Annotated in this window: 23 protein-coding genes; 13 read left to right on the top strand and 10 right to left on the bottom strand. The window is 74.5% G+C overall.

The genetic code is table 11. The features are described from left to right. Positions 1 to 106: 106 nt before the first annotated feature. The 5 genes from ppsA to OG774_RS09745 all read left to right on the top strand — a co-directional run bounded on the left by ppsA (position 107) and on the right by OG774_RS09745 (position 5,359). On the top strand, positions 107 to 2,494 hold the full coding sequence (gene ppsA / locus OG774_RS09765) for a phosphoenolpyruvate synthase (protein ID WP_328308941.1): 2,388 nt from the start codon (positions 107 to 109) through the stop codon (positions 2,492 to 2,494). A 95-nt stretch (positions 2,495 to 2,589) separates the two neighbouring features. After that, on the top strand, positions 2,590 to 3,087 hold the full coding sequence (locus OG774_RS09760; protein WP_328308939.1) for an esterase-like activity of phytase family protein: 498 nt from the start codon (positions 2,590 to 2,592) through the stop codon (positions 3,085 to 3,087). Next, complete coding sequence (locus OG774_RS09755; protein WP_328308937.1) at positions 3,084 to 3,206, top strand: hypothetical protein; 123 nt, start codon at positions 3,084 to 3,086, stop codon at positions 3,204 to 3,206. The genes OG774_RS09760 and OG774_RS09755 overlap by 4 nt, the downstream gene beginning before the upstream one ends. A 51-nt stretch (positions 3,207 to 3,257) precedes the next feature. After that, entirely contained in the window at positions 3,258 to 4,157 is a 900-nt protein-coding gene (locus tag OG774_RS09750; protein WP_328308936.1) for a patatin-like phospholipase family protein, read from the top strand. Next, positions 4,154 to 5,359, top strand: a complete 1,206-nt coding sequence (locus tag OG774_RS09745; RefSeq protein WP_328308935.1) for a CynX/NimT family MFS transporter — start codon at positions 4,154 to 4,156, stop codon at positions 5,357 to 5,359. The genes OG774_RS09750 and OG774_RS09745 overlap by 4 nt, the downstream gene beginning before the upstream one ends. Before the next feature lie 6 nt (positions 5,360 to 5,365). On the opposite strand, the gene OG774_RS09740 is transcribed toward OG774_RS09745, so the two are convergent. Beyond that, positions 5,366 to 6,100 (bottom strand): TetR/AcrR family transcriptional regulator, encoded by a 735-nt coding sequence (locus OG774_RS09740; RefSeq protein ID WP_328308934.1) that lies wholly within the window; start codon positions 6,098 to 6,100, stop codon positions 5,366 to 5,368. Between the two features lie 65 nt (positions 6,101 to 6,165). Here OG774_RS09740 and OG774_RS09735 point away from each other — a divergent pair, with 65 nt between their 5' ends. After that, entirely contained in the window at positions 6,166 to 6,561 is a 396-nt protein-coding gene (locus OG774_RS09735) for a VOC family protein (RefSeq protein WP_328308932.1), read from the top strand. Between the two features lie 34 nt (positions 6,562 to 6,595). Then, the gene (locus OG774_RS09730; protein WP_328308930.1) at positions 6,596 to 7,084 is read left to right on the top strand and encodes a GNAT family N-acetyltransferase; all 489 of its coding nucleotides are present in this window, start codon (positions 6,596 to 6,598) and stop codon (positions 7,082 to 7,084) included. Between the two features lie 10 nt (positions 7,085 to 7,094). On the opposite strand, the gene OG774_RS09725 is transcribed toward OG774_RS09730, so the two are convergent. The 5 genes from OG774_RS09725 to OG774_RS09705 form a co-directional block, all read right to left on the bottom strand. Continuing rightward, the gene (locus tag OG774_RS09725) at positions 7,095 to 9,167 is read right to left on the bottom strand and encodes a prolyl oligopeptidase family serine peptidase (protein WP_442873964.1); all 2,073 of its coding nucleotides are present in this window, start codon (positions 9,165 to 9,167) and stop codon (positions 7,095 to 7,097) included. A gap of 27 nt (positions 9,168 to 9,194) precedes the next feature. Continuing rightward, positions 9,195 to 10,043: an alpha/beta fold hydrolase gene (locus tag OG774_RS09720; protein WP_328310866.1), complete on the bottom strand. Its 849-nt coding sequence runs from the start codon at positions 10,041 to 10,043 to the stop codon at positions 9,195 to 9,197. Positions 10,044 to 10,281: 238 nt separating this feature from the next. Then, positions 10,282 to 11,103, bottom strand: a complete 822-nt coding sequence (locus tag OG774_RS09715) for a PadR family transcriptional regulator (protein ID WP_328308926.1) — start codon at positions 11,101 to 11,103, stop codon at positions 10,282 to 10,284. 91 nt (positions 11,104 to 11,194) lie between these two features. After that, complete coding sequence (locus tag OG774_RS09710; protein ID WP_328310864.1) at positions 11,195 to 11,452, bottom strand: DUF6295 family protein; 258 nt, start codon at positions 11,450 to 11,452, stop codon at positions 11,195 to 11,197. Positions 11,453 to 11,457: 5 nt separating this feature from the next. Next, positions 11,458 to 12,204: a dienelactone hydrolase family protein gene (locus tag OG774_RS09705; protein WP_328308924.1), complete on the bottom strand. Its 747-nt coding sequence runs from the start codon at positions 12,202 to 12,204 to the stop codon at positions 11,458 to 11,460. A 171-nt stretch (positions 12,205 to 12,375) separates the two neighbouring features. Between OG774_RS09705 and OG774_RS09700 the strand changes: the two genes are divergently transcribed. Beyond that, complete coding sequence (locus tag OG774_RS09700; RefSeq protein WP_328308922.1) at positions 12,376 to 13,503, top strand: baeRF2 domain-containing protein; 1,128 nt, start codon at positions 12,376 to 12,378, stop codon at positions 13,501 to 13,503. Between the two features lie 87 nt (positions 13,504 to 13,590). Here the strand turns inward: OG774_RS09700 and OG774_RS09695 are convergent, their stop codons facing one another. Both OG774_RS09695 and sthA read right to left on the bottom strand, forming a co-directional pair. Then, positions 13,591 to 14,745: an aminotransferase class V-fold PLP-dependent enzyme gene (locus OG774_RS09695; protein ID WP_328308920.1), complete on the bottom strand. Its 1,155-nt coding sequence runs from the start codon at positions 14,743 to 14,745 to the stop codon at positions 13,591 to 13,593. Further along, entirely contained in the window at positions 14,723 to 16,156 is a 1,434-nt protein-coding gene (gene sthA / locus OG774_RS09690) for a Si-specific NAD(P)(+) transhydrogenase (protein WP_328310863.1), read from the bottom strand. The genes OG774_RS09695 and sthA overlap by 23 nt, the downstream gene beginning before the upstream one ends. A gap of 228 nt (positions 16,157 to 16,384) precedes the next feature. Between sthA and OG774_RS09685 the strand changes: the two genes are divergently transcribed. Beyond that, complete coding sequence (locus tag OG774_RS09685; protein ID WP_328308918.1) at positions 16,385 to 17,488, top strand: DUF4192 domain-containing protein; 1,104 nt, start codon at positions 16,385 to 16,387, stop codon at positions 17,486 to 17,488. Positions 17,489 to 17,495: 7 nt separating this feature from the next. On the opposite strand, the gene galE is transcribed toward OG774_RS09685, so the two are convergent. After that, a complete protein-coding gene (gene galE, locus OG774_RS09680) occupies positions 17,496 to 18,521 on the bottom strand; it encodes a UDP-glucose 4-epimerase GalE (RefSeq protein WP_328308916.1) in 1,026 nt (341 codons plus the stop codon). A 48-nt stretch (positions 18,522 to 18,569) separates the two neighbouring features. After that, positions 18,570 to 19,292, bottom strand: coding sequence for a metal-dependent transcriptional regulator (locus OG774_RS09675; RefSeq protein WP_328308915.1), 723 nt, complete (start codon positions 19,290 to 19,292; stop codon positions 18,570 to 18,572). A gap of 86 nt (positions 19,293 to 19,378) precedes the next feature. Between OG774_RS09675 and OG774_RS09670 the strand changes: the two genes are divergently transcribed. From OG774_RS09670 to OG774_RS09655, 4 genes are all read left to right on the top strand, one after another. Beyond that, on the top strand, positions 19,379 to 20,317 hold the full coding sequence (locus tag OG774_RS09670) for a sulfurtransferase (RefSeq protein WP_328308913.1): 939 nt from the start codon (positions 19,379 to 19,381) through the stop codon (positions 20,315 to 20,317). Next, complete coding sequence (locus OG774_RS09665) at positions 20,314 to 21,513, top strand: acetoin utilization protein AcuC (protein ID WP_328308911.1); 1,200 nt, start codon at positions 20,314 to 20,316, stop codon at positions 21,511 to 21,513. Before OG774_RS09670 ends, OG774_RS09665 begins: the two co-directional genes overlap by 4 nt. Before the next feature lie 19 nt (positions 21,514 to 21,532). Further along, positions 21,533 to 24,226 carry a bifunctional acetate--CoA ligase family protein/GNAT family N-acetyltransferase gene (locus tag OG774_RS09660; protein ID WP_328308909.1) on the top strand — a complete coding sequence of 898 codons (2,694 nt, stop codon included), beginning with the start codon at positions 21,533 to 21,535 and terminating at the stop codon, positions 24,224 to 24,226. 83 nt (positions 24,227 to 24,309) lie between these two features. Next, positions 24,310 to 24,801, top strand: coding sequence for a hypothetical protein (locus OG774_RS09655; protein WP_328308907.1), 492 nt, complete (start codon positions 24,310 to 24,312; stop codon positions 24,799 to 24,801). Positions 24,802 to 24,879: the final 78 nt, after the last annotated feature.

Raw genomic sequence — 24,879 nt, 5'->3', positions numbered from 1 at the left:
TCCGTTGTTTCCCTCGGTGCCCCGAGGGGGGAGTCCTTCCCCCGATCGGTCGTACGCCCCCGTGACGGGAACGGTGGCGCGCCCGACCGCGACGGAGGAGGACACGGTGGCGGACGAGGTCCGGTGGCTGGAGACGGTGGGGTCCGGGGACGTCGAGGAGGTCGGGGGCAAGAACGCCTCGCTCGGTGAGCTCATCGGCAACCTCGCCGAGGTGGGCATCCGGGTGCCCGGCGGGTTCGCGACGACGGCGTCGGCCTACCGCTCGTTCCTGCAGGTCAACGGCCTCGACGAGCAGATCGCGACCGTGCTCGGTGAGCTCACGGACGGGAAGCGCGAGCTCGCGGACGCGGGGGCGGCGATCCGCGGGCTCTTCGACACCGCCGAGTTCCCCGAGGCCACGGCCGAGGCGATCCGGTCGGCGTACGCCGAGCTGGGTGAGCGCCACGAGACCGACGACGTCGACGTGGCCGTGCGCTCGAGCGCCACCGCCGAGGACCTGCCCGACGCCAGCTTCGCCGGCCAGCAGGACACGTACCTCAACATCACCGGGGCGGACGCGCTCCTCGCGGCCTGCAAGGACTGTTACGCGTCGCTGTTCACCGACCGCGCCATCAGCTACCGCGTCGAGCAGGGCTTCGAGCACACCGACGTCGCGCTCTCGATCGGCGTGCAGAAGATGGTGCGCTCGGACCTCGGGTCCGCCGGCGTCATGTTCACGATCGACTCCGACACCGGCTTCCCCGACACCGCGATCATCAACGGCGCCTGGGGCCTCGGCGAGAACGTCGTCGGCGGCGAGGTCACCCCGGACCAGTGGACGGTCTACAAGCCGTTCCTCGACCGGGAGGAGCTGACGCCGATCCTGGTCCGGACCGTCGGGGCGAAGGAGCGCAAGCTCGTCTACACCGACTCGGGGGACGAGCCGACCACCAACGTCGACACCGACGACGAGGAGCGCCGCACGCTCGTCCTCGACGACGACGAGGTGCTCGCTCTCGCCCGTTGGGGCGTGACGATCGAGGAGCACTACGGGCGCCCCATGGACGTCGAGTGGGCCAAGGACGGGCGCACCGGCGAGCTGTTCGTCGTCCAGGCCCGCCCCGAGACCGTGCAGTCGCGCGCCGGCGCCGGGACGCTCTCGACGTTCCACCTTGACGAGACCGGTGAGGTGCTCGTCTCCGGGCTCGCGATCGGCCAGGCGATCGCCGCGGGCGAGGTGCAGGTGATCGCGTCGGCCGACGACGTGGACTCGTTCGAGGACGGCAAGGTGCTGGTCACCGAGATGACCGACCCGGACTGGGTGCCGATCATGAAGCGCGCCGCCGGGATCGTCACCGACCGCGGCGGCCGCACCTCGCACGCCGCCATCGTCAGCCGCGAGCTCGGCGTGCCCGCCATCGTCGGCACCCAGGACGCGACCGAGCGGCTCGCCGCGGGCCGCGAGGTCACGCTGTCGTGCGTCGAGGGCGACGAGGGGCACGTCTACGACGGGATCCTCGCGTTCTCGGAGCGCGAGCTGGACCTCGAGTCGGTGCCCGGGACGAGCACGCGCGTGATGATGAACATCGGCAGCCCCGCCGCGGCGATGCAGTGGTGGCGCCTGCCCGCGCACGGCATCGGGCTCGCGCGCATGGAGTACCTGGTCAACAACGTCATCCAGGCCCACCCGCTGGCGCTGCTGCACCTCGACGACGTGGAGGACGACGACGCGCGGCAGCAGATCGAGGAGCTGACCGCGGGCTGGCCCGACACGGCCGAGTACTTCGTCGACCACCTCGCCCGCGGGATCGCGACGATCGCCGCGTCGCAGTACCCCGAGCCGGTCGTCGTGCGCCTCTCGGACTTCAAGACCAACGAGTACGCGGGACTCCTCGGTGGCACGCAGTTCGAGCCCGAGGAGGAGAACCCGATGCTCGGGTGGCGCGGGGCGTCGCGCTACTACAGCGACGACTACAAGGAGGCGTTCGCGCTGGAGTGCCGCGCCCTGGACCGCGTGCGCACGTCCATGGGCTTCTCCAACGTCATCGTCATGGTCCCGTTCTGCCGCACGCCGGAGGAGGCCGACCGCGTCCTGGAGACCATGGCGGAGTTCGGGCTCGAGCGGGGCCGCGACGGCCTGCAGGTCTACGTGATGGCGGAGATCCCGTCGAACATCCTGCAGGCCGACGAGTTCGCCGACCGCTTCGACGGCTTCTCGATCGGGTCGAACGACCTCACCCAGCTCACCCTCGGGATCGGCCGCGACGACGACCGGCTCACGCACCTGTTCGACGAGCGCAGCCCGGCGGTCAAGAAGATGATCACGATGCTGATCGAGGCCGCCCACGCCAAGGACCGCTACGTCGGCATCTGCGGCCAGGGCCCGAGCGACCACCCCGACCTCGCCGAGTTCCTCGTCGAGCAGGGCATCGACAGCATGTCGCTCAACCCCGACAGCGTCCTGACGGTGATCGAGCGCGTCGCGGAGGCGGAGTCGCGGCGCGACGGGGGCTGAGAAATGTCAGCGGCGTGGCGCCGCAGACGTTGAGTGTCCGTATCGCCACGCACTCGAATGCGAGCTGTTCATCCGGCTGCGGGAACGTGGGCCGCATGCTCAAGGCGGTGGCGGCCCTGCTCGTCGCTGGCCACCGCGACGGGGTGCGGCGGGGCACCGGCGACCTCGGTCCGGCCGGCCCCGTGCTCGCCCGCCGTCGCGATCACCGGCTTCTCCGACGCCTCGACGGCGCAACGTACGGCGCGCGGCGGACCTCCCCGCTCACCGGGCTGTCGGGGCTGGCGGTCGACCGGGACGGCTCGCTGCTCGCCCTGAGCGACCGCTCGGTGCTGTTCACCCTCGACCCGCGGTCCCGGGAACCGCGCGCCGCGACCCCACTGGCGGACGGGGCGGGCGAGGCCCTCGACGCCGAGGCCCTCGCCGTCGACGCCGACGGCACGCGCCTCGTCACGTCGGAGGCGACGCCGGCGGGCCTCCGGTTCGACACCGCGGCCGGCCGGTCGGCCGCCTCGACGCGCATGCCTGCCCGGACCTCGCAGCCTCGACGCAGCAGGCGCAGGCCGATCCGCTGCTCGACGACGTCGAGGGGATGACGGTGCTCGGCCGCACGCCGGACGGGGCCCTGCGGGTGCTCCTGGTCAGCGACGACAACCAGGACGCCGAGCAGACGACCCGGCTCTACGATCTCGAGGTCCGCCTTCCGCCGGCGTGATCTCCGGAACCCGCCCGTGCGCGGCGGCGCCATGCGGTGGAAGGTGTCGCCGTGACCGAAGACGCTCACCCCGGCCCCATCCGCGCCCTCGTCCTCGGGGGAGGGGGACTCGCCGGCATCGCCTGGGAGGTGGGCGTCCTCGTCGGCCTTGCCGAGGGCGGCGTCGACCTGTCGCTGGCCGACCGCGTCGTCGGCACCTCCGCCGGCTCCGTCGTCGGGACCCTCCTGACCACGGGCGTGGACCTCGCGGCCGTGCACGAGGAGCACCTCGCCGGAGCGTCCGAGAGCTCCGGCCCGCCCGCGACGCTGGACATGGAGGCGCTCGGCGCCCAGCTCGCCGCCGCGATGGACGGCGCCCGCGACGCGGGGGTGATGCGGGCGCGCCTGGGCGCCTGGGCGCTCGCGGCGGACACCCCGCCCGAGTCCGGGCGGCGCGCGATCATCGACGCCCGTCTGCCGGTGAAGGAGTGGCCCCGCACGGACCTGCGGATCTCCGCGGTCGACGCGGAGACCGGGGAGCTGGCCGTGTTCACCCGCGACGCGCGCGTCGAGCTGGTCGACGCCGTCGCGGCGAGCTGCGCCGTACCCGGCGTGTGGCCGCCGATGACGGCGGCGAAACGGCGCTACATCGACGGGGGCGTCGCGTCGGTGGTGCACGTGGCCCGGGCCGACGACGACGGCTTCGAGATCCAGGGCGCGGCCGACCGCGTGCTCGTCGTCGCCCCGCTCGACCCGCCGGCGGGGGGACCGTTCCGCTCGGTGACCCAGGAGATCGAGCAGCGGCAGGAGAGCCACCCGGACACCGACGCGCTCGCGATCCTCGCCGACGAGACCTCCCTCGCGGCGTTCGGCACCAACGTCCTCGACCCGTCGACCATGCCGGCCTCGGCACGGGCCGGACGGGCACAGGGCCAGGCGTGGGCCGACGAGGTCGCCCGGCGCTGGTCGTGAGCACACCCGTCGCCACCGCGACGACGGCGCGGCGCGGCGGCGCCTTCGCGGCGTTCGCCGTCCTCCTGCTCGCGGCCAACCTCCGTCCCCCCGTCGTCGGGGTCGCGCCGCTGGTCGACCAGGCGCGCGACGACCTCGGCGTCTCGAGCGGCGTCGCCGGCCTGCTGACCAGCCTCCCGGTCCTCTGCTTCGGTCTGCTCGCGCCGATCGCGCCGCGCCTCGCGCGTCGCTGGGGACTCGAGCGCCTGATGGTGGCGGCGCTGCTGGTGCTCACCGCGGGCATCGCGCTGCGCCTGGTCGACGCGCTCGCCGTCATCCTCGTCGGGAGCGTGCTCGTCGGGACGGCCATCGCGGTGGGCAACGTGTCGTTGCCGACGCTGGTCAAGCGCGACTTCCCGCACCGCACCGGCGCGATGACCGGCGCCTACTCGATGGTGCTCACCGGTGGCGGGGCGCTTGCCGCCGCCGTCACCGTGCCCCTGCAGCGCGTCACGGGCCTCGACTGGCGGTACACGCTCGGGCTGTGGGGCCTGCTCGCGCTGGTGACGCTGGCGGTCTGGGTCCCCCGCGCACGCCGTCGCACGGTGCCGTCGAGCCCGGTGGGGGAGGCCGCGGCGATGCGTCGCGGGCTGCTGCGCGACCCGCTGGCCTGGCAGGTCACGCTGTTCATGGGCCTGCAGTCGCTGCAGTTCTACGCGACGTCGGCGTGGATCCCGACGATCTACGTCGACGCCGGGCGCAGCCCCGCCGAGGCCGGACTGCTGCTCTCGCTGGCCGGGATCGTGGGGCTCGTGTTCTCGGCGACGATGCCCTCGCTGGCGATGCGCCGCCCGAGCCAGAGCGCGCTCGTCACCGTCACCTGCCTGTTCTACGTCGCCGGCTACGCCGGGCTGATCCTCGCGCCCGGCACGCTGCCCGCGCTCTGGATGGTGCTGCTCGGCGTCGCGCAGGGCTCGAACATCGCCCTCGGACTCCTGCTGATCACCCTCCGCTCGCCGGACACCGCGCACACCGCCGAGCTCTCGGCCATGGCCCAGGGCATCGGCTACACGCTCGCGGCCGTCGGCCCCTTCGGTCTGGGCGCGCTCCACGACCTCACTGGCGGGTGGACGGTCCCGCTCGTGGTGATGGCGGTGCTCGTGGTGCCGACCATCCTGATGGGTATCGGCGCCGGCCGCGACCGGCACGTGCTCACGCTCTGAGCCCCGTCACCCGATCATCGCGGCCAGCCCGTCGAGCGCCCGTTCCAGCCCGAAGCGCCAGGCCCGGTCGGGATCGCGGGCCGAGCCCTGCGCGGCACCGGCGGCGGCGCCGACCCGGGTGGCGCGCGGAAAGCGCTCGGGGTCGAGCACCTCGGCGAGCACCGGGGCCCGCGCGGCCCACCAGGCGGCGTCGTCGGGGGTTCCGTCGTCCGTCGCGGTGGCTGGCAGCGCCGCGGCGCGGGTGACGTCGAGCAGGAAGGTCAGGGCGGCGTCGCGGTCGACGTCGTCGAGGTCCGCCAGGTCGTCGAAGGCCGCCAGCTCGTGCTCGTACTTCGCGGTCTCGCCGGGGCCGAGCACGGGACGCCGGGGGTCGACGCGCGCCGCCCACGGGTGGGCGCGGTAGAGCGCGCGGTTCTCCTCGGCCACCGCCGTGAGGCGCTCGCGCCAGGGTTGACCGGCGGTGTCGCGGCGCGGCATGGCGGCGTAGGAGGCGTCGACGACGAGGTCGGCGAGCTCGTCGCGCCCGGGGACGTAGGTGTAGATGGTCATCGGCGCGACGCCGAGCTCGGTGGCCAGCGCGCGGATCGTCAGGCGCACCAGCCCGTCCGCGCCGCCGGCATCGGCGAGCGCCGTGGCGGCGCGCACGACCGCGTCGAGGTCCAGACCGCGCCGGGGACCGCGGGTGGCCGGGGGATCGGCGCGCCACAGCAGCGCGAGCGTGCGGGCGGGATCGGCGCTCATCGGCGGCACCCTCTCATTTTTTCGTGTACAACGTACGATGTACAGCGTACGGAGAAAGAGGGTCCATGAAGATCAGTGCGTCCGCCGTCTCCCTCAACGTCGCCGATCCCGAGGCCTCGGGGGCCTTCCTCGTCGAGCACTTCGGTTTCGAGCAGGCCATGGCCGCCGACGGCTTCGTGTCGCTGGCGCGTGAGGACGTCGGCATGTCCGTCGTCTTCCTGCGCACCGGGCTGGAGTCCCTGCCCGTCGACCAGCGCGACGAGCACGCCGCCGGGCTGATCCTCGCGTTCGTCGTCGACGACCTCGAGGGCGAGCTGGCCCGGCTGGAGTCCGAGGGCGTGGCGATCACCATGCCGCTGACCCCCGAGCCGTGGGGCGAGCGCGCGTTCCAGGTGCGCGACCCCAACCGCGTGATCGTGCAGCTGGTCGACTGGGAGGGCGAGGTCGCGCCGGGCTACTGATCGCGGAGGTCGGGGCGCTCGGCAGGATGGGGACGTGGAGATCGTCCTGAGCGCCGTGCGCCCCGACTCGCCCGACGGGCTGACCGCCCTGCGCGCCTACGCCGGCGAGCTCGCCCGCCGCTGGCCGGAGAAGGCGCCCGAGCCGTCGTGGTCGCAACAGTTCCTCGCCGACGACCCCCTGGCCCTCGCCCCACCGGCCGGGGTCCTCGTCGTCGGGAAGCAGGGCGAGCGGGTCGTCGCCTGCGCGGGCCTGCGCTTCGAGGGGGTCGACGTCCCGCCGGGCGCGGGCGAGATCAAACGCATGTGGGTCGACCCCGAGGTGCGCGGCCAGGGCCTGGCCACGCGCCTGCTGCACCACCTCACCGAGCTCGCCCGCGAGGCCGGGCTCCGCCGGCTGGTGCTCGACACCGCCGACGACCTCGTCGAGGCCCGCGCGCTCTACGCCCGCGAGGGGTTCGTCGAGACCGAGCCCTACAACGCCAACCCCTACGCCGCCCACTGGTACACGCGCGACCTCTGGTGATCGGCGGCCCTCAGCCCACCTGCCGCCAGCAGAACTCGAAGACGAGCGCCCACTGGAACGCGCGCTGGGCGTTGTCGGCCGCGCCGCCGTGGCCGCCCTCGATGTTCTCGTAGTACTCGACGTCGTGGCCGTGCTCGCGCATCCGGGCCACGGCCTTGCGGGCGTGGGCGGGGTGGACGCGGTCGTCGCGGGTCGAGGTCGTGACGAGCACCGGCGGGTAGGCCTCGTCGGCGCGCAGGTTCTGGTACGGCGAGTACTGCGCGATCCACGCCCATTCCTCGGGCTTGTCGGGGTCGCCGTACTCGGCCATCCACGACGCCCCGGCGAGCAGCAGGTGGAACCGGCGCATGTCGAACAGCGGCACCATCACCACGATCGCCCCGAACAGCTCCGGGTAGCGGGTCAGCATCACGCCCATGAGCAGGCCGCCGTTGCTGCCGCCGTGGATCGCCAGCTGCGACGCCGTGGTGATCCCGCGCTCGACGAGGTCCCGGGCGACCGCCGCGAAGTCCTCGTACGCCCGGTGGCGGTGCTCGCCGAGCGCCGAGGTGTGCCACGTCGGCCCGTACTCGCCGCCGCCGCGGATGTTCGCGACGACGTAGGTGCCGCCCCGGGCGAGCCAGCCCCGTCCGATGATCCCGCTGTAGCCCGGGGTCAGGGCGATCTCGAAGCCGCCGTAGCCGGTCATCAGTGCGGGGCCCGGGGTGTCGGCGACCCGGCCGACCACGAAGTACGGCACCTGGGTGCCGTCGTCGGAGGTCGCGAAGAACTGCCGGACCTCGAGGCCGCTCGCGTCGAAGCGCGCGGGCGCCGTGCGCAGGACCTCGGGCTCCGGGTCGGTGTCGCGCCCCAGCTCGCCGCGCAGGAACGTCGAGGGCTGCGTGTAGCCGTCGGTGTCGAGGAAGTACTCGTCGCTCTGGTCGGGGTCGACGCCGATGAGGTCGACCGAGCCGAGATCGGGCCCGGCCGGCAGCTCGCGGCGCGCCCAGTCCTGGTCCGGGGTGAGCACCTCGAGACGCGTGACGACGTCGGTGAGGACGGCGAGCACGAGGTGGTTCTTCGTCCAGGCGTGGTAGCTCAGCGAGCGGCTGGGGGTGGGGGCGAAGAGCACCCGCGCCGAGCGGTCGCCGGCGAGGTAGCCCTCGAAGTCGAAGCAGAGCAGGGAGCCGGCGGCGTGCTCGACGCCCTCGACGCTCCAGGGCGAACGCGTGCGCACCAGCAGCCAGCTGCGCTCGACGTCGGTGTCGGAATCCGGCGGCACGTCGAGGAGCACCTGCGTCCCGTCCGGGCGCAGGAGGTACTCCTCGGTCGTGTGGAAGTCGGGGCTGCGCCCGACGAAGTCGCGCTCGTGGCCCGGGGTGTGGTCGTGCGAGGCGAAGGCCGACACGTCGGTCTCCTCGGCGGTGAACACGACCTCGGCCTCGGCGACCGGCTGATCGCGTCGCCAGCGGCGCATCACCCGCGGGTAGCCCGACGTCGTCTGAGAGCCGGCTCCGAGGTCGGTGCCGACGAAGACGGTGTCGGCGTCGATCCACCCCACGCGGCTCTTCGCCTCGGGCAGCGTGAACCCGTCGGTCACCCAGGTCCTCGAGGCGAGGTCGAACTCGCGCACCACCGTCGCGTCCGCGCCGCCGCGCGAGAGCTGGACGAGGGCGCGGTCGTAGTCGGGATAGCGGACGGCGGCGCCCGCCCAGACCCAGTTCTCGTCCTCCTCCGCCGCGAGGGCGTCGAGGTCGAGCAGCAGCTCCCAGTCGGGCTCGCCGGTGCGGTAGCTCTCGAGTGTGGTGCGCCGCCACAGCCCGCGGGAGTGCTCGGCGTCCTGCCAGAAGTTGTAGAGCAGCGCGCCGCGGCGTCGCACGTACGGGATGCGGTCGTCGGCGTCGAGCACCGCGCGCAGACCGTCGCGGAGCTCGCCGAAGCGCTCGCCCCCGGTGAGGACGTCCAGCGACTCGGCGTTGCGCTCCTTCACCCAGGTCAGGGCCTCGTCGCCGGTGACCTCCTCGAGCCAGAGGTAGGGGTCGTCGGGGGTCCCGTCCGGGCTGGCGGTGGTCGCGGGGGAGCTCACGCGACCATCCTCACCCATCGCCGGGCCCCGACGCTCGTGGGTGAACTAGTCCTCCCGCCCGTGGCGCAGGAGCTCGCGCCACTCGGCGGCGCTCCAGTGCGCGGGGGCGGTGCGGGCGAGGAACGTGCGCAGCGCGCGCAGGACCTCGCGCGGGTGGGTGTGGAACGGGAAGTGCCCGGCGCCCTCGAACACCTGCAGTTCGCTGCCGGGCATGGCCTCGTGGGCGAGCTGCGCGTGCTCGACCGGGACGATCATGTCGTCGGAGCCCCACAGCAGGAGCGTCGGCATCCCCGCGGTGAGGTAGCAGCGGTCGAGCATGGTGACCACCTGGCCGCGCCAGTCGACGACGGCGCGCAGGGTGCGCAGGAACGCGCTGCGGCTGGTGGCGTCGGGGAGGGCGTCGACGAGCCGGACCAGGTCCTCGGCGTCGCGGCCCAGCGGGTGGTCGAGGCGGGTGAGCGCCCACATCACCGCCTCGGTCTGCGTGCGCATGCCGGGCAGTCCCAGCATCCCGAGCACGAGCTGCGCGCCGGGCAGCGAGGCCGCGCGCAGGGCCGGGCTCACCGACTGGGAGACCCCGCCGGCGCCGATGAGCACGATCCGTTCGGTGCGCTCGGGGTACTGGTAGGCGAACTGCATCGCCACGCCGCCGCCGAGCGAGTGCCCGACGAGGGTGGCGCGGTCGACGTCGAGGACGCCGAGCAGGTCGCGCATCCCGTTCGCGTACGCCGCGACCGAGTAGTCGCCGCGCGGCTTGTCCGAGCCGCCGTGCCCGAGCAGGTCGGGGGCGAGGACGGTGTGGTCGCGGGCGAGGTCGTCGAGCAGGGGACCCCACGTCGACGAGTCGTCGCCGATCCCGTGGATGAGCAGCAGCACCGGACCGGAGCCGGCCATCCGGAACGCACGGCGGTACCCGTGCACGGTCCGGTACTGCAGGGCCCATCGCTCGCCCGGCACGTCCCGCAGGACGGGGCCGGGCGAGGGGGGTCCGGACGGCGGGCGGCGGAGCAACACGGCCGGTCCTCCGACCTCCTCGGTCTCGTCGTCAGCGGGACCGGAAGCCTAGGGGCGCGGTGTGACGCGAGGTCACCGCCGTGTTGCTGCCACGTGACGGGTTGCCGCCACGTCACGGTCACCCGGCCGTGCCCGTCTCGCTCCCGCTCGGGTCGGCGTCGCCGCCCGAGGTGGTCGGCTCACCCGCGGGCTCGCCGGCGAGGAGCAGGTAGAGCCGGCGACGGGTGTCGTCGAGCAGGCGGACCGCCTCGGTCACCTGCTCCTCACGCCCGACCTGGGCGACCTGCGAGACGGCGCCCATGACGAGGCCGACCGACTCGCGCAGCGCGCCGAAGCCGTCCTCGGCCGCGGCGGAGTTCCACACGGCGTCGAGCTCCTCGCGGTGCTCGTCGACGTAGGTGCGGCCCGCGTCGGTCAGGTGGATCACCGACCGGCCCTCGGCCTTCTCGGTGCGCACCAGGCCCTCGTCGGCCAGCTGCGACACCGTCGGGTACACCGAGCCCGGGCTGGGGCGCCAGGCCCCGCCGGAGCGCTCGGCGATCTCCTGGATGATCTGGTAGCCGTGCATCGACTCCTCGGCGAGCAGCGCGAGGACCGCCGTGCGCACGTCACCGCGCGCCCGTCGTCCACGGCCGCCGCCGCGCGGGCCGCCGAAGCCGCCCGGACCGCCGAAGCCACCACCCGGTCCGCCTCCGGGGCCGCCGAAGCCGCCCGGACCGCCGAAGCCCGGGCGCCCGAAGGGGCCGCCCCGCTTCCCGCGGCGGAACCGCTCGCGGGGATCGCCCGCGTCTCCACCGAACATCGCCGCGCGGGCGAACCCGCCGTGGCGACGCCGCTCGCGGCCGTGGGGGCCGTGGGGGCCGTGGCCCCGGTGTCCGTGCGGGCCGTGCCCGCGTTCTCCCTCGTCCCGGCGCTCGCCGGGCGTCTCGTGGGTCGTCATGTCGCTCCTCCTTCATTGTTCGATCGCGACACGTCAACGATATATCGCGACTGTCGCGAGTGCAAGGTGCCCGAGGAGGAACGGGAGGGTCCTAGTGGTCGGCGGCGCGCTCCACCGTGACCGCGAGGGCGGCGAGCAGGTCCTTCGCCGAGTCCAGGCTCAGCTCCACCGCGACCCGGGCGCCCGGGCCCCGGCCGGGGTTGAGGAAGTCGATGTTCACGGTGTGCTCGTCGGGCGCGTGGACGGGGTGGTCGTAGTAGACGGTGGCGGTCTCGAGCGGGAACCAGCCGTCGGGCCCCTTGCCGCTGGACTTCGCCAGCGCGAGCTCCTCGGTGCTGTAGGTACACATGCGGCTCACGCCCCCAGGTGTCGTGCGAGGAAGTCGCGGATGCGCTCCCAGCCGTCGACGGCGGCGGCCACCCGGTAGCTGGGCCGGTCGACGGAGAAGAACGCGTGCCCGGCGTCGTCGTAGCGGTGGAACTCGTAGGTCTTGCCCGCCTCCCGGAGCAGCTTCTCGAGCTCGTCGACCTGATCGGGGGAGGGGTGCGCGTCCTCGTTGCCGAACAGGCCGAGCAGCGGCGCGCGCAGCTCGGGGATGCGGTGACCGAACGGGCTGACCCGCAACGGGAACCCCTCCGGTGGCGCGCCGACGACGAAGGCGCCGTAGCAGTCGATCGCGGCCTGGAGGTCGACCTCGATGCCCGCGAGGACGGCCTGGCGCCCTCCCGAACAGAACCCGATCGCGCCGACCCTCCCGTTGCTCGTGGGCAGCGAGCGCAGCCAGCGGGCGGTGCCGGCGGCGTCGCCGACGAAGCGCTCGTCGGGCACCCCGCCCTGGGCGCGCGCGGTGGCGGCCGCGTCGTCGGGCGCGGCGCCCGGGGCCTCGCGCGTGTAGAGGTTCGGGCAGATCGCGTGGTAGCCCATGGTCGCGAACCGCCGCGTGATCTCCTTGGTCGCGGCGTCGTAGCCGGGCATGTGGTGGATGACGATCATCCCGCCGCGGGGCGTGCCGTCCATCGGGCGCGCCGTGTAGGCCTCGATCTCGTCGTCCCCGTGGCCCCGGATGCCGATCGTCTCGGCCAGGACCGCGTCGTGCTGCATGTGAGCTCCGCTCTCGTGGGTGCCCGTGCCCCGGTGCTCCCGCCGGTCGCCGGGAGCGCACCGCTCACCCCCTCATCACGCATGCGGGAGGGGGCGAGAGGGTAGGTCGAACGATAAGGAAGTCGACGTTCCCGTCCCACCCCGGGACGGGTGGAGCAGGAGGAACACCGGATGGACCTGTCGCGTACTCGAGACATCTTCGAGCGGCCGGGGCCGTTCGCGACGGTCTACCTGGAGGCCGTGCAGGCCGGCGAGAACTCGGCCAAGCAGGTCGAGCTGCGCTGGCGTGATCTGTCGAAGCAGCTCCAGCAGGCCGGCGCCGACGACAAGACCCTCGCCGCGCTGGACGAGGAGCTCGGCGGCAAGCGCGCCGGCTCGATCACCGAGGTCGGCCGGGTCCTCGTGGCCTCGGCCGACGGCATCCTCTTCGACGACGAGGTCGAGGCCGTCGACGCCGCGGGCGACATCGCCGTGTGGTCGCCGCTGCCCGAGCTCGGGCGGTACTACCGCAGCCAGACCGGCTCGGTGCGCGTGCTGCTCGCCGTGGTCGACCAGACCGGCGGCGACATCTACCAGGTGATCGCCGACAACAGCGAGGGCGCACGCGAGCTCTCCGAGGAGACCGTCAAGGGTCAGGCGATCGAGACCGTCCACAAGGCCCGCGGCGGCGGCCCCGGCAACCGGACGCGCCAGAACCGCCACGAGATGGCGTCCTACGAGAACGCGGACGCGGTCGTGAAGGGCCTGCGCAGCGCCGCCTCGCAGTTCCGGCCCGAGGTCATCGTCATCGCCGGTGAGATCCAGGGCCGCTCGGCGGTGCGCCAGGAGCTCACCGGGGACCTCGCCGACATCACCCGTGAGATCGAGGCCGGCAGCCGCGCCGCCGGCGCTTCCGAGGACGCGCTCGAGGGCGCCCTGCTGACTGTCACCGGCGAGATCGCCACCGAGCGCGAGTCGGGCGTGCGCCAGCGCTTCGAGGAGGGCAAGGGCCACGCCAACGCGGTCGAGGGCCTCGAGCCGGTGCTCGAGGCCGCGCGGACCGGCGCGGTCGACACGCTCCTGCTGGTCGACGGCCAGGACGTGCCGGGAGAGCTGTACGCGGGGTCGTCGCCGGAGGCCATCTCCACCGACCCGGCGAACCTCGCCGAGATCTCCGACACCGAGCCCGTCGCCCGGCCCGCGGAGCAGGTCCTGCTGCGCGCCGTCGGTGCCCTGGGCGGCCAGGTGCAGGTCCTCGGCGGCGGCACGTCGCTGCAGGACGGCGTCGGCGCGATCCTGCGGTTCCCCACCGGGAGCTGATCGGACCAACCTCTCTGTCAGCGGCGTGGCGCTACGGACACTCAACGTCTGCGGCGCCACGCCGCTGACATGTGTCCGGGCGTCCGTTCAGACCAACAGCGCCGCGAGCTCCCGAGCCGCGGTACGGGCGTCGTCGAGCGTGACGTAGGGCGCGGCGAAGCCGAAGCGCAGCAGATCCGGCGGGCGGGCGTCGACGACGACCCCCCGCCGGGCCAGCGCCGCGCACAGGCCCTCGGCGTCGGGGACGCGCACGGCGGCGTGCCCGCCCCGACGTCCGTGCTCCCGCGGGGTCACGACGTCGACCCCGGCCGGCAGCGCCTCGAGGAACGCGTCGCCGAGCGCCAGGGACGCTGCGTGCACGTCGGCGAGCGCGACGCCGTCGAAGACCGACAGCGCGCCGTCGAGGGCGAGCATCGAGAGCATCGGCGGCGTGCCCACGCGGAGGCGCCCGACGCCGGGCGCCGGGGTCCACGCCTCGGTCATCGTGAAGGGCTCGGCGTGGCCGGTCCAGCCGGTCAGCGGCGGGTCGAGGACGTCGTGGTGGCGGGCGGCGACGTAGACGAACGCGGGCGCGCCCGGGCCGCCGTTGAGGTACTTGTAGGTGCAGCCGACGGCCAGGTCGACGCCGAGGCCGTCGAGGTCGACGGGCAGGACGCCGACGGCGTGCGACAGGTCGGCCACCACCACCGCGCCGGCCGCGTGCGCACGCTCGACGATCGCGGCGAGGTCCCACCGCTCGCCGGTCCGGAAGTCGACGGCGGGCACGGCCACGACGGCGGTGTCGGCGTCCGGGGCCAGCGCGTCCGGCGCCGCGGTGACGAGCGTCAGCCCCGTCAGGCGCGCCACCGACGTCGCGAGGTAGCGGTCGGTGGGGAAGTGGCCGGCGTCGGAGAGCAGCACCGAGCGCCCCGGCCGGAGCCGGGACGCGGCGATCAGCGCCCCGAAGAGCTGCACCGACGTCGAGTCGCCGACCACCGTCTGCCCGGGCACGGCGCCGACGAGCGCGCCCACCCGGTCGCCGAGGCGTTGGGGCGTCGCCCACCAGCCGCTGTCCTCCCAGCCCGCGACCCCGACCCTCGCCCACTGCTCGTCCACCGCCGCGAGCACCGCGTCCCGCGCGGCACGGGGCTGGGCGCCCAGGGAGTTGCCCGCGAGGTACACCGCGTCGCCGCCGTCGGGGGCGCGCGGGAGGACGAAGGCGTGGCGCGCGAAGCCGGGCTCAGGCGAACTGTTCGAGGGCACGGATCTTGTTCGTCGCGTCGAGGGCGGCGACCTTGTAGGCCTCCGAGAGCGTCGGGAAGTTCAGCACCGCGTCGACGAGGTAGTCGACGGTGCCGCCACAGCCCATGATCGCCTGGCCGATGTGGATGAGCTCGGTGGCCGAGGTCCCGAACACGTGTACGCCGAGCAGGGCGTGGGTGTCGGGGGAGACCAGCAGCTTGAGCATGCCGTAGTCGTCGCCGACGATCTGGCCGCGGGCGAGCTCGCGGTAGCGCGAGATGCCCACCTCGTAGGGGACGGCCTGCTCGGTGAGCTCGGCCTCGGTGGCGCCGCAGTAGCTGACCTCCGGGATCGTGTAGATCCCGAACGGCGAGACCGCGGTCATCGACGCCCCGCCTTCTTCTTGGGGGTGCTCGCCGAACGCGTGGTACGCGGCCTGCCGGCCCTGCTCCATCGACGTCGCGGCGAGCGCGGGGAAGCCGATGACGTCGCCGACGGCGTAGATGTGGGGCACCGCGGTGCGGAAGTGCTCGTCGACCTTGAGCCTGCCCCGATCGTCCACCTCGAGCCCGGCGCGCTCCACCGAGAGCTGGTCGGTGACGCCCTGGCGGCCCGCCGAGTACATCACCGTCTCGGCCGGGATCTTCTTGCCGCTCGCGAGCGTCGTCACGGTGCCGCGCTCGGACACCGAGACCCCGGAGACCTCCTCGCCGAACCGGAAGGTGACCGCGAGGTCGCGCAGGTGGAACTTCAGCGACTCGATGACCTCGGCGTCGCAGAAGTCGAGCATCTGGGGCCGGCGCTCGACGACGGTCACGCGGGTCCCGAGCGCGGCGAACATCGAGGCGTACTCGATGCCGATCACCCCGGCGCCGACGACGACCATGCTGGCCGGGATCTGCTCCATCGCGAGGATGCCGTCGGAGTCGACGACGCGGCGGTCGTCGAACTCGACCTGCGGAGGCCGCGCGGGCCGGGTGCCGGTGGCGACGACGATCTTCGCCGCGGTGACCGTCTGGTGCTCGCCGCGAGATCTCTTCGCGTCGCTGCGCTCGCCCCGCGGCTCGCCGACGACCTCGACGGCGTGCTCGCCGACGAACCGGGCGGCGCCGCTGAGCAGGTCGACCCGGTTGCGCTGCAGCTGCGCGCGGATCACCTCCTCCTCGCGGCCGATGACGAAGTTGGTGCGCGCGAGCAGGTCCTGGACGGTGATGTCCTGCTTGACCCGATAGCTCTCGCCGTAGAGCCCGCGCATCGCGTAGCCGGTGAGGTAGAGGACGGCCTCGCGCAGGGTCTTCGAGGGGATCGTGCCGGTCTGCGTGCAGACGCCGCCGATCATGCCGCGCCGTTCGACGACCGCGACGCGCTTGCCGAGCTTGGCGGCCGCGATCGCCGCCTTCTGCCCGCCGGGACCCGAGCCGATGACCAGCAGGTCGTAGTCGTGGGACGTCTCGGGGCCCCCAGTCGAACCGTCAGCGACGGCAGCCGTGACGTCGGTGGCGGAGGCGTCCGTCGGGGGATCCACGGGGTGCACGGCCCCACCCTCGCCGCCGCCGGGGGCCCCGGCAAGCGGATCGCGTGACGGTACGGGGAACCGCGGTTGTCCACAGGCCCGGAAACCCGATGGATCCGGTGGGGCCGCCGCTGCGTCCGAACCCGTGTGAGCACCGACCACCGCCCCGGCCGCCCGTCGTCCGACGCCCCGCCCGGCACACCGACCACCGCCCCCGGCCCCCTCCGACTCCGCCTGCACGAACCCGGCGAGCTCATCGCCGCCGTCCCGCACCTGCTCGGCTTCCGCCCCGTGGAGTCCGTGGTGATCATCGCCGTCCACGGGGGCGGCCGGCGTCGACGGCTCGGCGTGGTCGCCCGGGCCGACCTACCCGGCCCCGACGACGTCGAGGCCGTCGTCGAGGGCTGCGCGGCCCGGGTGGTGCCCACCGGCCCCGTCGAGATCGCGGTGATCGTGGTCGCCTCCGGCCCGGACGACGGCGAGCCACCCCGGCCCGACGTCGCCGACGCCGTCCGCGAGGCCTTCATCCGGCGCGGGGTCGCCGTGCCCTCACGGCTGTGGGTGCCCGCGATCGCCACCGGGGCGCCGTGGCGGTGCTACCCGCCGTGCGACTGCCGGGGCGCCGTCGCGCCCACCGAGGACTCCCCGCTCGCGGCCGCGGCGGCCTGGCTCGGGCAGGTCACCTACGCCTCGCGTGACGAGCTCGAGGCGTCGCTGGCGCCGGCGGGGTCGCACCACCGGATGCCCGAGCTGCTCGCCGCGGAGTTCGAGGCCGCCGCGCTCGACCGGGAGCTGGCCGGGCAGGCGGCCGCGCGCCGGGATCTCGACGCGGTCGTCACCGCACGCGGCGAGGTGGCCGCCGGCCGGGTGCTCGGCGACGCGGAGATGGCGCGCGTCGCGGTGGCGCTCACCGACCCGGACGTCCGGGACACCGTGATGGGCTGGGCGCTCGACCCCGACGAGGCGGTCGCGGCGGCCGCCGAGCAGCTCTGGACCCTGCTGGTGCGGGCCGTCCCGGCGCCCGAGGTCGCCGAGCCCGCGATCCTGCTGGCCTGCGGGCTGCTCGTGCGCGGCGGCTCGGCGCTCGTGGGGGTGGCGCTGGAGCGGGCGCGCCGCGCCGACCCGGGCCACCGGCTCACCGGGCTCGTCGAGGCGCTGCTCGCGTCGGGCGCCGGGCCCGATGCGGTGCGCACGATCATCCGCGAGGCCAGCGCCGAGTCGGGTGCGCGGCTGCGAGGTCGGGCGGGGTGACGCGGGCTCAGGCCCGCGCGCGGGCGAAGGCCCAGGCGTCGGCGACGATGCCGTCGAGGTCGGTGCGGGTGGGCTTCCAGCCCAGCTCGGCGCGGGCCCGGGCCGACGACGCGACGAGCACGCCCGGGTCGCCGGCGCGCCGCGGCGCCACGCGCGCCGGGATGGCGTGGCCGGTCACCCGGCGGCAGGCCTCGATCACCTCGAGCACCGAGAAGCCCTGCCCGTTCCCCAGGTTGCACACGAGGTGGCCGTCCGCCTCGCGCACCGACCCGGCGTCGCCGCGGGCCAGCAGGTCCAGCGCGAGCACGTGGGCCTCGGCGAGGTCGTCGACGTGGATGTAGTCGCGCACGCAGGTGCCGTCGGGCGTCGGCCAGTCGTCGCCGTAGATCGCGATCTCGTCGCGCTGCCCGAGGGCGACCTGGAGGACCAGGGGGATGAGGTGGGTCTCGACGGTGTGCCGCTCGCCCAGCGCGCCGGTGCCGCCCGTGTCGCCGCTGCCGTCGGTGCCGTGCGCCCCGGCGACGTTGAAGTAGCGCAGGCTCACGGCGCCGAGCGCGCCGCCCGAGGCCGCGGTGTAGTTGCCGATCGCGAGGTCGACGGCGAGCTTCGTCGCGCCGTAGGTGTTGGTCGGGCGCGTCGGCGCGTCCTCGGTGATCGGGGAGCCCTCGGGCTCGCCGTAGGTGGCCGCGCTCGAGGAGAACACCAGCCGCGGCACGTCGTGGCGCCGCAGGGCGTCGAGCAGCGCGACGGTGGTCACGACGTTGCCGTGCCAGTACTTCGCGGGCTTCTCGGCTGACTCGCCCACCAGCGAGCGCGCCGCGCAGTGCACCACGCCGTCGACGTCACCCGCGCCGAGCACCTCGTCGGCGACCTCCGCGACGTCGCCCACCACGAGCCGCGCGCCGTCGGGCACCGCGTCCCGGTGCCCGGTCGACAGGTCGTCGACCACCACCACGTCGTTGCCCGCGTCCAGCAGGTACCGGGCGCACACGCTGCCCACGTACCCAGCGCCCCCCGTCACCACCAGCGTCATGCGGCCAGTGTGCCGGGCCCACCGGCGGGGGCCCGGCGGGGGGAGGAGCTACTGGGCGCGCACCAGCACGGCGTGGGCCACCAGCGGGTCGACCTGCGCGCTCGAGCCCTTGTGGCCGACACCCACGGCGTCGCCGAAGCGGGGGATGGCCACGACGTCGACGTCGCTGCCCGGCAGCACGCCGGCGCTCTTGAGGTCGGCCATGAGCTGCTCGTTGAGCTGGATGTGCTCGGCGATGCGGCGCACCTCGACCTTGCCGCCGCCGCCGCGCGCGAACTCGTCGAGCCGCACGAGACCCGCCTCGTCGGGCGTCGGGGTGCGCGTCGGGGCCGCGGGCTCCTCGCCGTCGCTGTTGCGGAGGGTCTCAAGGCCGGGGATCGGGTTGCCGTACGGCGACACCGAGGGCTCGCCGAGCAGCGTGAAGAGCTTGCGCTCGACGGCGTCGCTCATGACGTGCTCCCAGCGGCACGCCTCGACGTGCACGTGCTCCCACTCGAGCCCGATGACGTTGACGAGCAGCAGCTCGGCGAGACGGTGCTTCCGCATCACGGCCACCGCCTTGGCGCGCCCGCCGGGGGTGAGCTCGAGATGACGATCGCCCGCGACGTGGACCAGGCCGTCGCGCTCCATGCGGGCGACGGTCTGGCTGACGGTGGGACCGCTCTGCTCCAGACGCTCGGCGATGCGGGCCCGGAGGGGGACGACCCCTTCCTCCTCGAGCTCGTAGATCGTCCGGAGGTACATCTCGGTGGTGTCGATGAGGTCGTTCATGCACACCCCTTTCCGCTCACCAATAGTACCGACGCCGTCCGACACCGATACGGCGGCGAGGTGGTGCCACAGGGCACGATCGACGCATGGACACCGAGTCGGGTCCCCTGCCCACCCCCGTCGTGCCCGTCGACTGGCTCCGGGACGCCCTCGCGCGCTCCGAGGGACGCCCGGTGGTGCTCGACGTGCGGTGGACGCTGCGGCCGCCGCCCCGCAACGCCAAGGAGCGCAAGGCCGCCGCCCGCGAGGACCCGCCGGGCCTCGTCGAGCACGAGGCCGGGCATATCCCCGGCGCGGTCTACGTCGACCTCGACACCGAGCTCGCCGGCCCGCCGGGCCCCGCGGGCCGCCACCCACTGCCCGACCCCGACGTGCTCGAGGAGACCCTGCAGCGCGCCGGCGCCGTGGACGACTCCGAGATCGTCGTCTACGACGGCGGCGACGGGATGGCGTCGTCGCGGGCCTGGTGGGTGCTGCGCTGGGCGGGCATCCGGCCCGACCGGGTCGCGGTGCTCGACGGCGGCTGGCCGGCGTGGGTGGCCGCGGGCGGCGAGGTCTCGACGGTCGTCGGGGGCGTGCGCCGCCCCGGCACCCTGCGCGTCGACGCCGGCGCGATGCCGGTGCTCACCGCGTCCGGCGCGGCCGACGTCGCCGCGGCGCGCGACGCCGTCCTGCTCGACGGGCGCGCCGCCGAGCGCTTCCGGGGCGAGACCGAGCCGATCGACCCGGTCGCCGGCCACGTGCCCGGGGCCGAGAACCTGCCGGCCGCCACCCTCATCGGCGACGACGGCCACTGGCGTGCCGCCGACGACGCGGCGTCGGTGCTGCGCCCCTTGGTCGAGGAGGCGGGGGCGGTCGGCGCCTACTGCGGCTCCGGGGTGAGCGCGGCGATGCTCGTGCTCGGGCTGGAGCACGCCGGCCTGCGGACGCCCGCGGATCCCGCCGGGCTCTACGTCGGGAGCTGGTCGCACTGGTGCGGCACGGGACGGCCGGTGGAGACCGGCCCCGGTACCGTCGCCACGTGAGCAGATCCGGAGCCCCGACGGTCGACCCGGCCCGCGTGGCCGTGGTCTGGGACGAGAGCCTGCTGGGCTACAAGCTCTCCGAGTCGCATCCGCTGCACCCGGTCCGCCTCGACCTCACGATGCGCCTCGCGCGCTCGCTGGGCGTGCTCGACGGCGTCGACCTGCTGACCCCGACGATGGCGCCCGACGAGGAGCTGCGCCGCGTCCACGTGGCCAGCTACCTCGAGGCCGTGCGGGTCGCCCCCGAGCGCGGTGACGACATGGTCCACCAGCTCGGGACGTCCGACAACCCGATCTTCGAGGGCATGCACGAGGCGAGCGCCCTGGCCACCGGGGCGTCGATCGCCGCGGCCCGGGAGATCGCCGAGGGCCGCGCCGACCGCGCGATCAACATCGCCGGCGGGCTGCACCACGCCATGGCCGACCACGCGTGGGGCTTCTGCGTCTACAACGACTGCGCGGTGGCGATCTCCTGGCTGCTCGACCACGGCTACGACCGGATCGCCTACCTCGACACCGACGTCCACCACGGCGACGGCGTCCAGGCCGCGTTCTACGACGACGACCGCGTGCTGACGATCTCGATGCACCAGCACCCGCGGACGCTGTGGCCCGGCACCGGCTTCGCCTCCGAGCTCGGCGGCGGCCGGGCGTCGGGCACGGCGGTCAACCTCGCGCTGCCGCCCGGCACCCGCGACCAGGGCTGGCTGCGGGCGTTCAGCGCCGTCGTCCCGTCGTTGCTGGGCTCCTTCCGGCCGCAGATCCTCGTCACCCAGTGCGGGGTGGACACCCACCACGAGGACCCGCTGGCCGAGCTGTCGCTCACCGTCGACGGCCACCGCGCGATCTACAGCAGGCTGCGGGAGCTGGCGGCCGAGTACTCGGACGGCAAGTGGCTCGCCCTCGGCGGGGGCGGCTACGGGCTCTTCCGTGCCGTGCCCCGGTCCTGGACCCACCTGCTGGCCACCGTCCTCGACCGCGACGTCGAGCCGAACCGCCCGATCCCCGCGGACTGGACGTCGTACGCCACCGGGAAGACCCGGCGCCCCCTGCCGACGTCGATGACCGAGGACGCCCCCACCGACTTCGAGCGCTGGGGCGGCTTCACCGAGGTCGAGGTGGACCCGTTCCTGCTCGAGACCCGCCGCGCGGTGTTCCCCCTGCACGGCCTGGACCCGGCGGACACCCGCGACTGAGACCCCGACGAGGGCGAGGATGACCGAGATCGCCGACCCCGACGCCACGACCGCTGAGGTCCGGGCGGTGCCCGACGCGCCCTATCCCGCGCACTGGGAGGCCGACGTCGTGGCCTCCGACGGCGCGACGGCACACCTGCGCCCGATCTCGGCCGACGACGCCGAGGACGTGGTCGCGTTCCACGGGCGGCTGTCGGACCGCACCCGCTACTTCCGGTACTTCAGCCCGTACCCGCACATCCCCGAGCGCGACCTCAAGAACTTCGTCGAGGTCGACCACCACGACCGCGTCGCCCTCGTGCTCTGGCTCGGCCGCGAGATCATCGCGATCGGGCGCTACGTGCGGCTCGCGCAGACCACGGCGGCCGAGGTCGCGTTCGTGGTGCGCGACGACCACCAGGGCCGGGGTCTCGGGTCGATCCTGCTCGAGCACCTCGCCGCGGCCGCCCGCGAGTGCGGCCTCACGCGCTTCGTCGCCGAGGTCCTCACCGAGAACCACCAGATGGTCCGCGTCTTCCGCGACGCCGGGTTCGAGGTCAGCCGCGCGCTCGAGGGGTCGACGCTGCACCTGGAGTTCGACGTCGCGTCCACCTCGCGGGCCCGCGAGGTGCAGCTGTCCCGGGAGCAGCGCGCCGAGGCCCGCAGCGTCGCCAACGTGCTCTCGCCGCGCTCCGTGGCCGTCGTGGGCGCCTCGCCCGACGAGACGAAGATCGGCCATGTCGTCCTCGCGAACCTCCTGCGCAGCGGGTTCACCGGCCCCGTCTACCCGGTGCACCCCGAGGCGCGGTCGGTGCGCGGGGTGCGCGCGTACCCGTGTGTCACCGAGATCCCCGACGACGTGGACCTCGCCGTCCTGGCGGTCCCGCCGGACGAGGTGCCCGGCGTCTTCGACGCGTGCCTCGAGAAGGGGGTACGGGGGCTCGTCGTCATCACCTCGGGCTTCGGCGAGACCGGCCCGACCGGCCTCGCCGCGCAGCGCGAGCTGGTCACCGCCGCCCGCGCGAACGGCATGCGGGTGGTGGGGCCGAGCGCGCTCGGCGTCGTCAACCTCGCCGCCGAGGTGTCGCTCAACGCCTCGCTCGCGCCGCGGCTGCCCCCGCCGGGCCGGGTGGGCTTCTTCTGCCAGTCCGGCGCGCTCGGCATCCAGATCCTCGCCGCCGCGGCCGAGCGTCGTCTGGGGCTGTCGTCGTTCGTCTCGGCCGGCAACCGCGCCGACCTGTCGGGCAACGACCTCATGCAGTACTGGGACACCGATCCCGACACCGACGTCGTGCTGCTCTACCTGGAGACCTTCGGCAACCCGCGCAAGTTCGCCCGGGTCGCGCGCCGGCTCGCCCGGCAGAAGCCCGTGATCGCGGTGAAGAGCGGGCGCCACGTCGCCGCGGCGCCGGGTCTCGCGGGCAGCGCGCAGCCCATCGACGAGGTCGCCGTGGGCGCGGTGTTCGACCAGTCCGGGGTGATCCGGGTCGACTCGGTCGACGAGCTCTTCGACGCCGCCCAGCTGCTCGCGCACCAGCCGCTGCCGCCGGGCCCGCGGATCGGGATCGTCGGCAACTCCACGGCGCTGGGCGTGCTGGCCGCGGACGTCGTGCTCGCCCAGGGCCTGTTCCTCGCCCGGGACCCCGTCGACCTGGGGACGTCCAGCGGCGCCGAGGAGCTGCGCGCGGCGGTGGCCGACCTCCTCGCCGACGACCAGTGCGACGCCCTCGTCGTCGTCTACGTCCCCGCCATCACCACCGACGCCACCGACCACGCCCGGGCCCTCGCCGACGCCGTGCGCGGCGCGGAGAAGCCGGTGGTCTCGACGTTCCTCGCCTCGGAGGGCGTGCCCGAGGTGCTCACCGTCTACGACGGCGAGCACGGCGGTCCGCAGCGCGGCAGCATCCCGTCCTACCCGAGCCCCGAGCGCGCGGTGCTCGCGCTCTCTCGTGCGGTGCGCTACACGCAGTGGCGCTCGCGGCCGGTCGGCGACTTCGTCGTCCCGTCCGGCGTCGACGTCGAGGCGGCGCGCACGCTCGTCGCGGCGATCGATCCCGGCCCGCGCACGCTGCTCACCGACGAGCAGGCCGACGCGCTGCTGCGCTGCGTCGGCGTGGTCGTGGCACCGTTCCGCCGGGTGCGGTCGGCCGACGACGCGGTGGCCGTGGCGCGGGAGCTGGGCGGTGCGGTCGTGCTCAAGACCGCCGATCGCGGGTGGCGGCACCGCAGCGACCTGCGCGGGGTGCACGTGGGGCTCACCGAGTCCACCGCGATCGCGAGCGCCTACGAGCAGCTCGTCGAGCTCTCGGGCTCGGACGAGGTGTACATCCAGGTGCAGGCCCCGCCCGGCATCCCGTGCGTGGTGGAGGTCCGCGACGACCCGTCGTTCGGCTCGCTCGTGTCGTTCGGGCTCGCCGGGGTGGTGGGGGAGCTGCTCGGCGACCGCGCCTACCGCGCCACGCCGCTCTCGACGATGGACGCGGCGACGCTGGTGCGCGCGCCCCGGGCCGCCCCGTTGCTCGACGGCTACCGCGGCGCCCGGCGGGCGGACCTGCCCGCGCTCGAGGACCTGGTGCTGCGGATCGGCGTGCTCGCCGACGCCGTGCCCGAGATCCGCTCGCTCGTGCTCGACCCGGTGCTCGCCGCCGAGCGCGGGGCGCACGCCACCGGCGTCACCGTGGTGCTCGGCCCGCCGCCGGGTCCCAGCGACGTCGGGCCGCGCCGTCTGCGCTGACGCGCTCAGGGTCCAGAGCACCCGAAAGTGCTCACGGGTGCGCAGCACGCCGCGGACGGCGGCGCCCTACCGTCGGACGCACCATGCGCCACGCACCCGCGATCCCGACGGCCCTGCGCCTCGGTCTGCTCGCCGCCGTCGTCCTGCTCGCCGCCGGTTGCGGTGAGGCGGGGGAGACGCCGACACCCCCGACCGCGGCCACGATCCCCACCGGGGCGCCGCCGGTGAACCGCCCCGTCCCGGCGGTCCCGGACCCGCTCGTGGCGACACCGCCCGCGGGCACGACGGTGCTGCCGGTCGAGCGGGTCGACGCCGGGGCGCTGCCGGCGGGGCTGCCGACGCTCGTGTGGACGCGCGGGGACCGCACCGTGGGCGTCTACGGACGCGCGGGCGGGTGCACGAACGCGCGGCTGGAGGTCGTCGAGCAGGGCGCGGAGCGTGTCGTCCTGCGGGTCGTCCAGTTCACGACCGGCCCCGGACCGTGCACACGCGAGGTGCTCTACCCGCCGCTGGAGGTCACTCTCGACGCCCCGTTGGGCCAGCGTCCGGTGGTGCTGACCGGGCAGGTGCCCTGAGGGCGGAGGGGGGACGCACCCCGGAAAGTCGGAAGACCGGGCCGGCCCCCGACCGTCCCGGTCTCCCGTCGCGAGGCG

This window comes from Actinomycetospora sp. NBC_00405, assembly GCF_036044095.1.
GTDB lineage: Bacteria > Actinomycetota > Actinomycetes > Mycobacteriales > Pseudonocardiaceae > Actinomycetospora > Actinomycetospora callitridis.
Note: the sequence above shows the minus strand (reverse complement) of the source record. Positions and strands in the feature narration are given on the sequence as shown.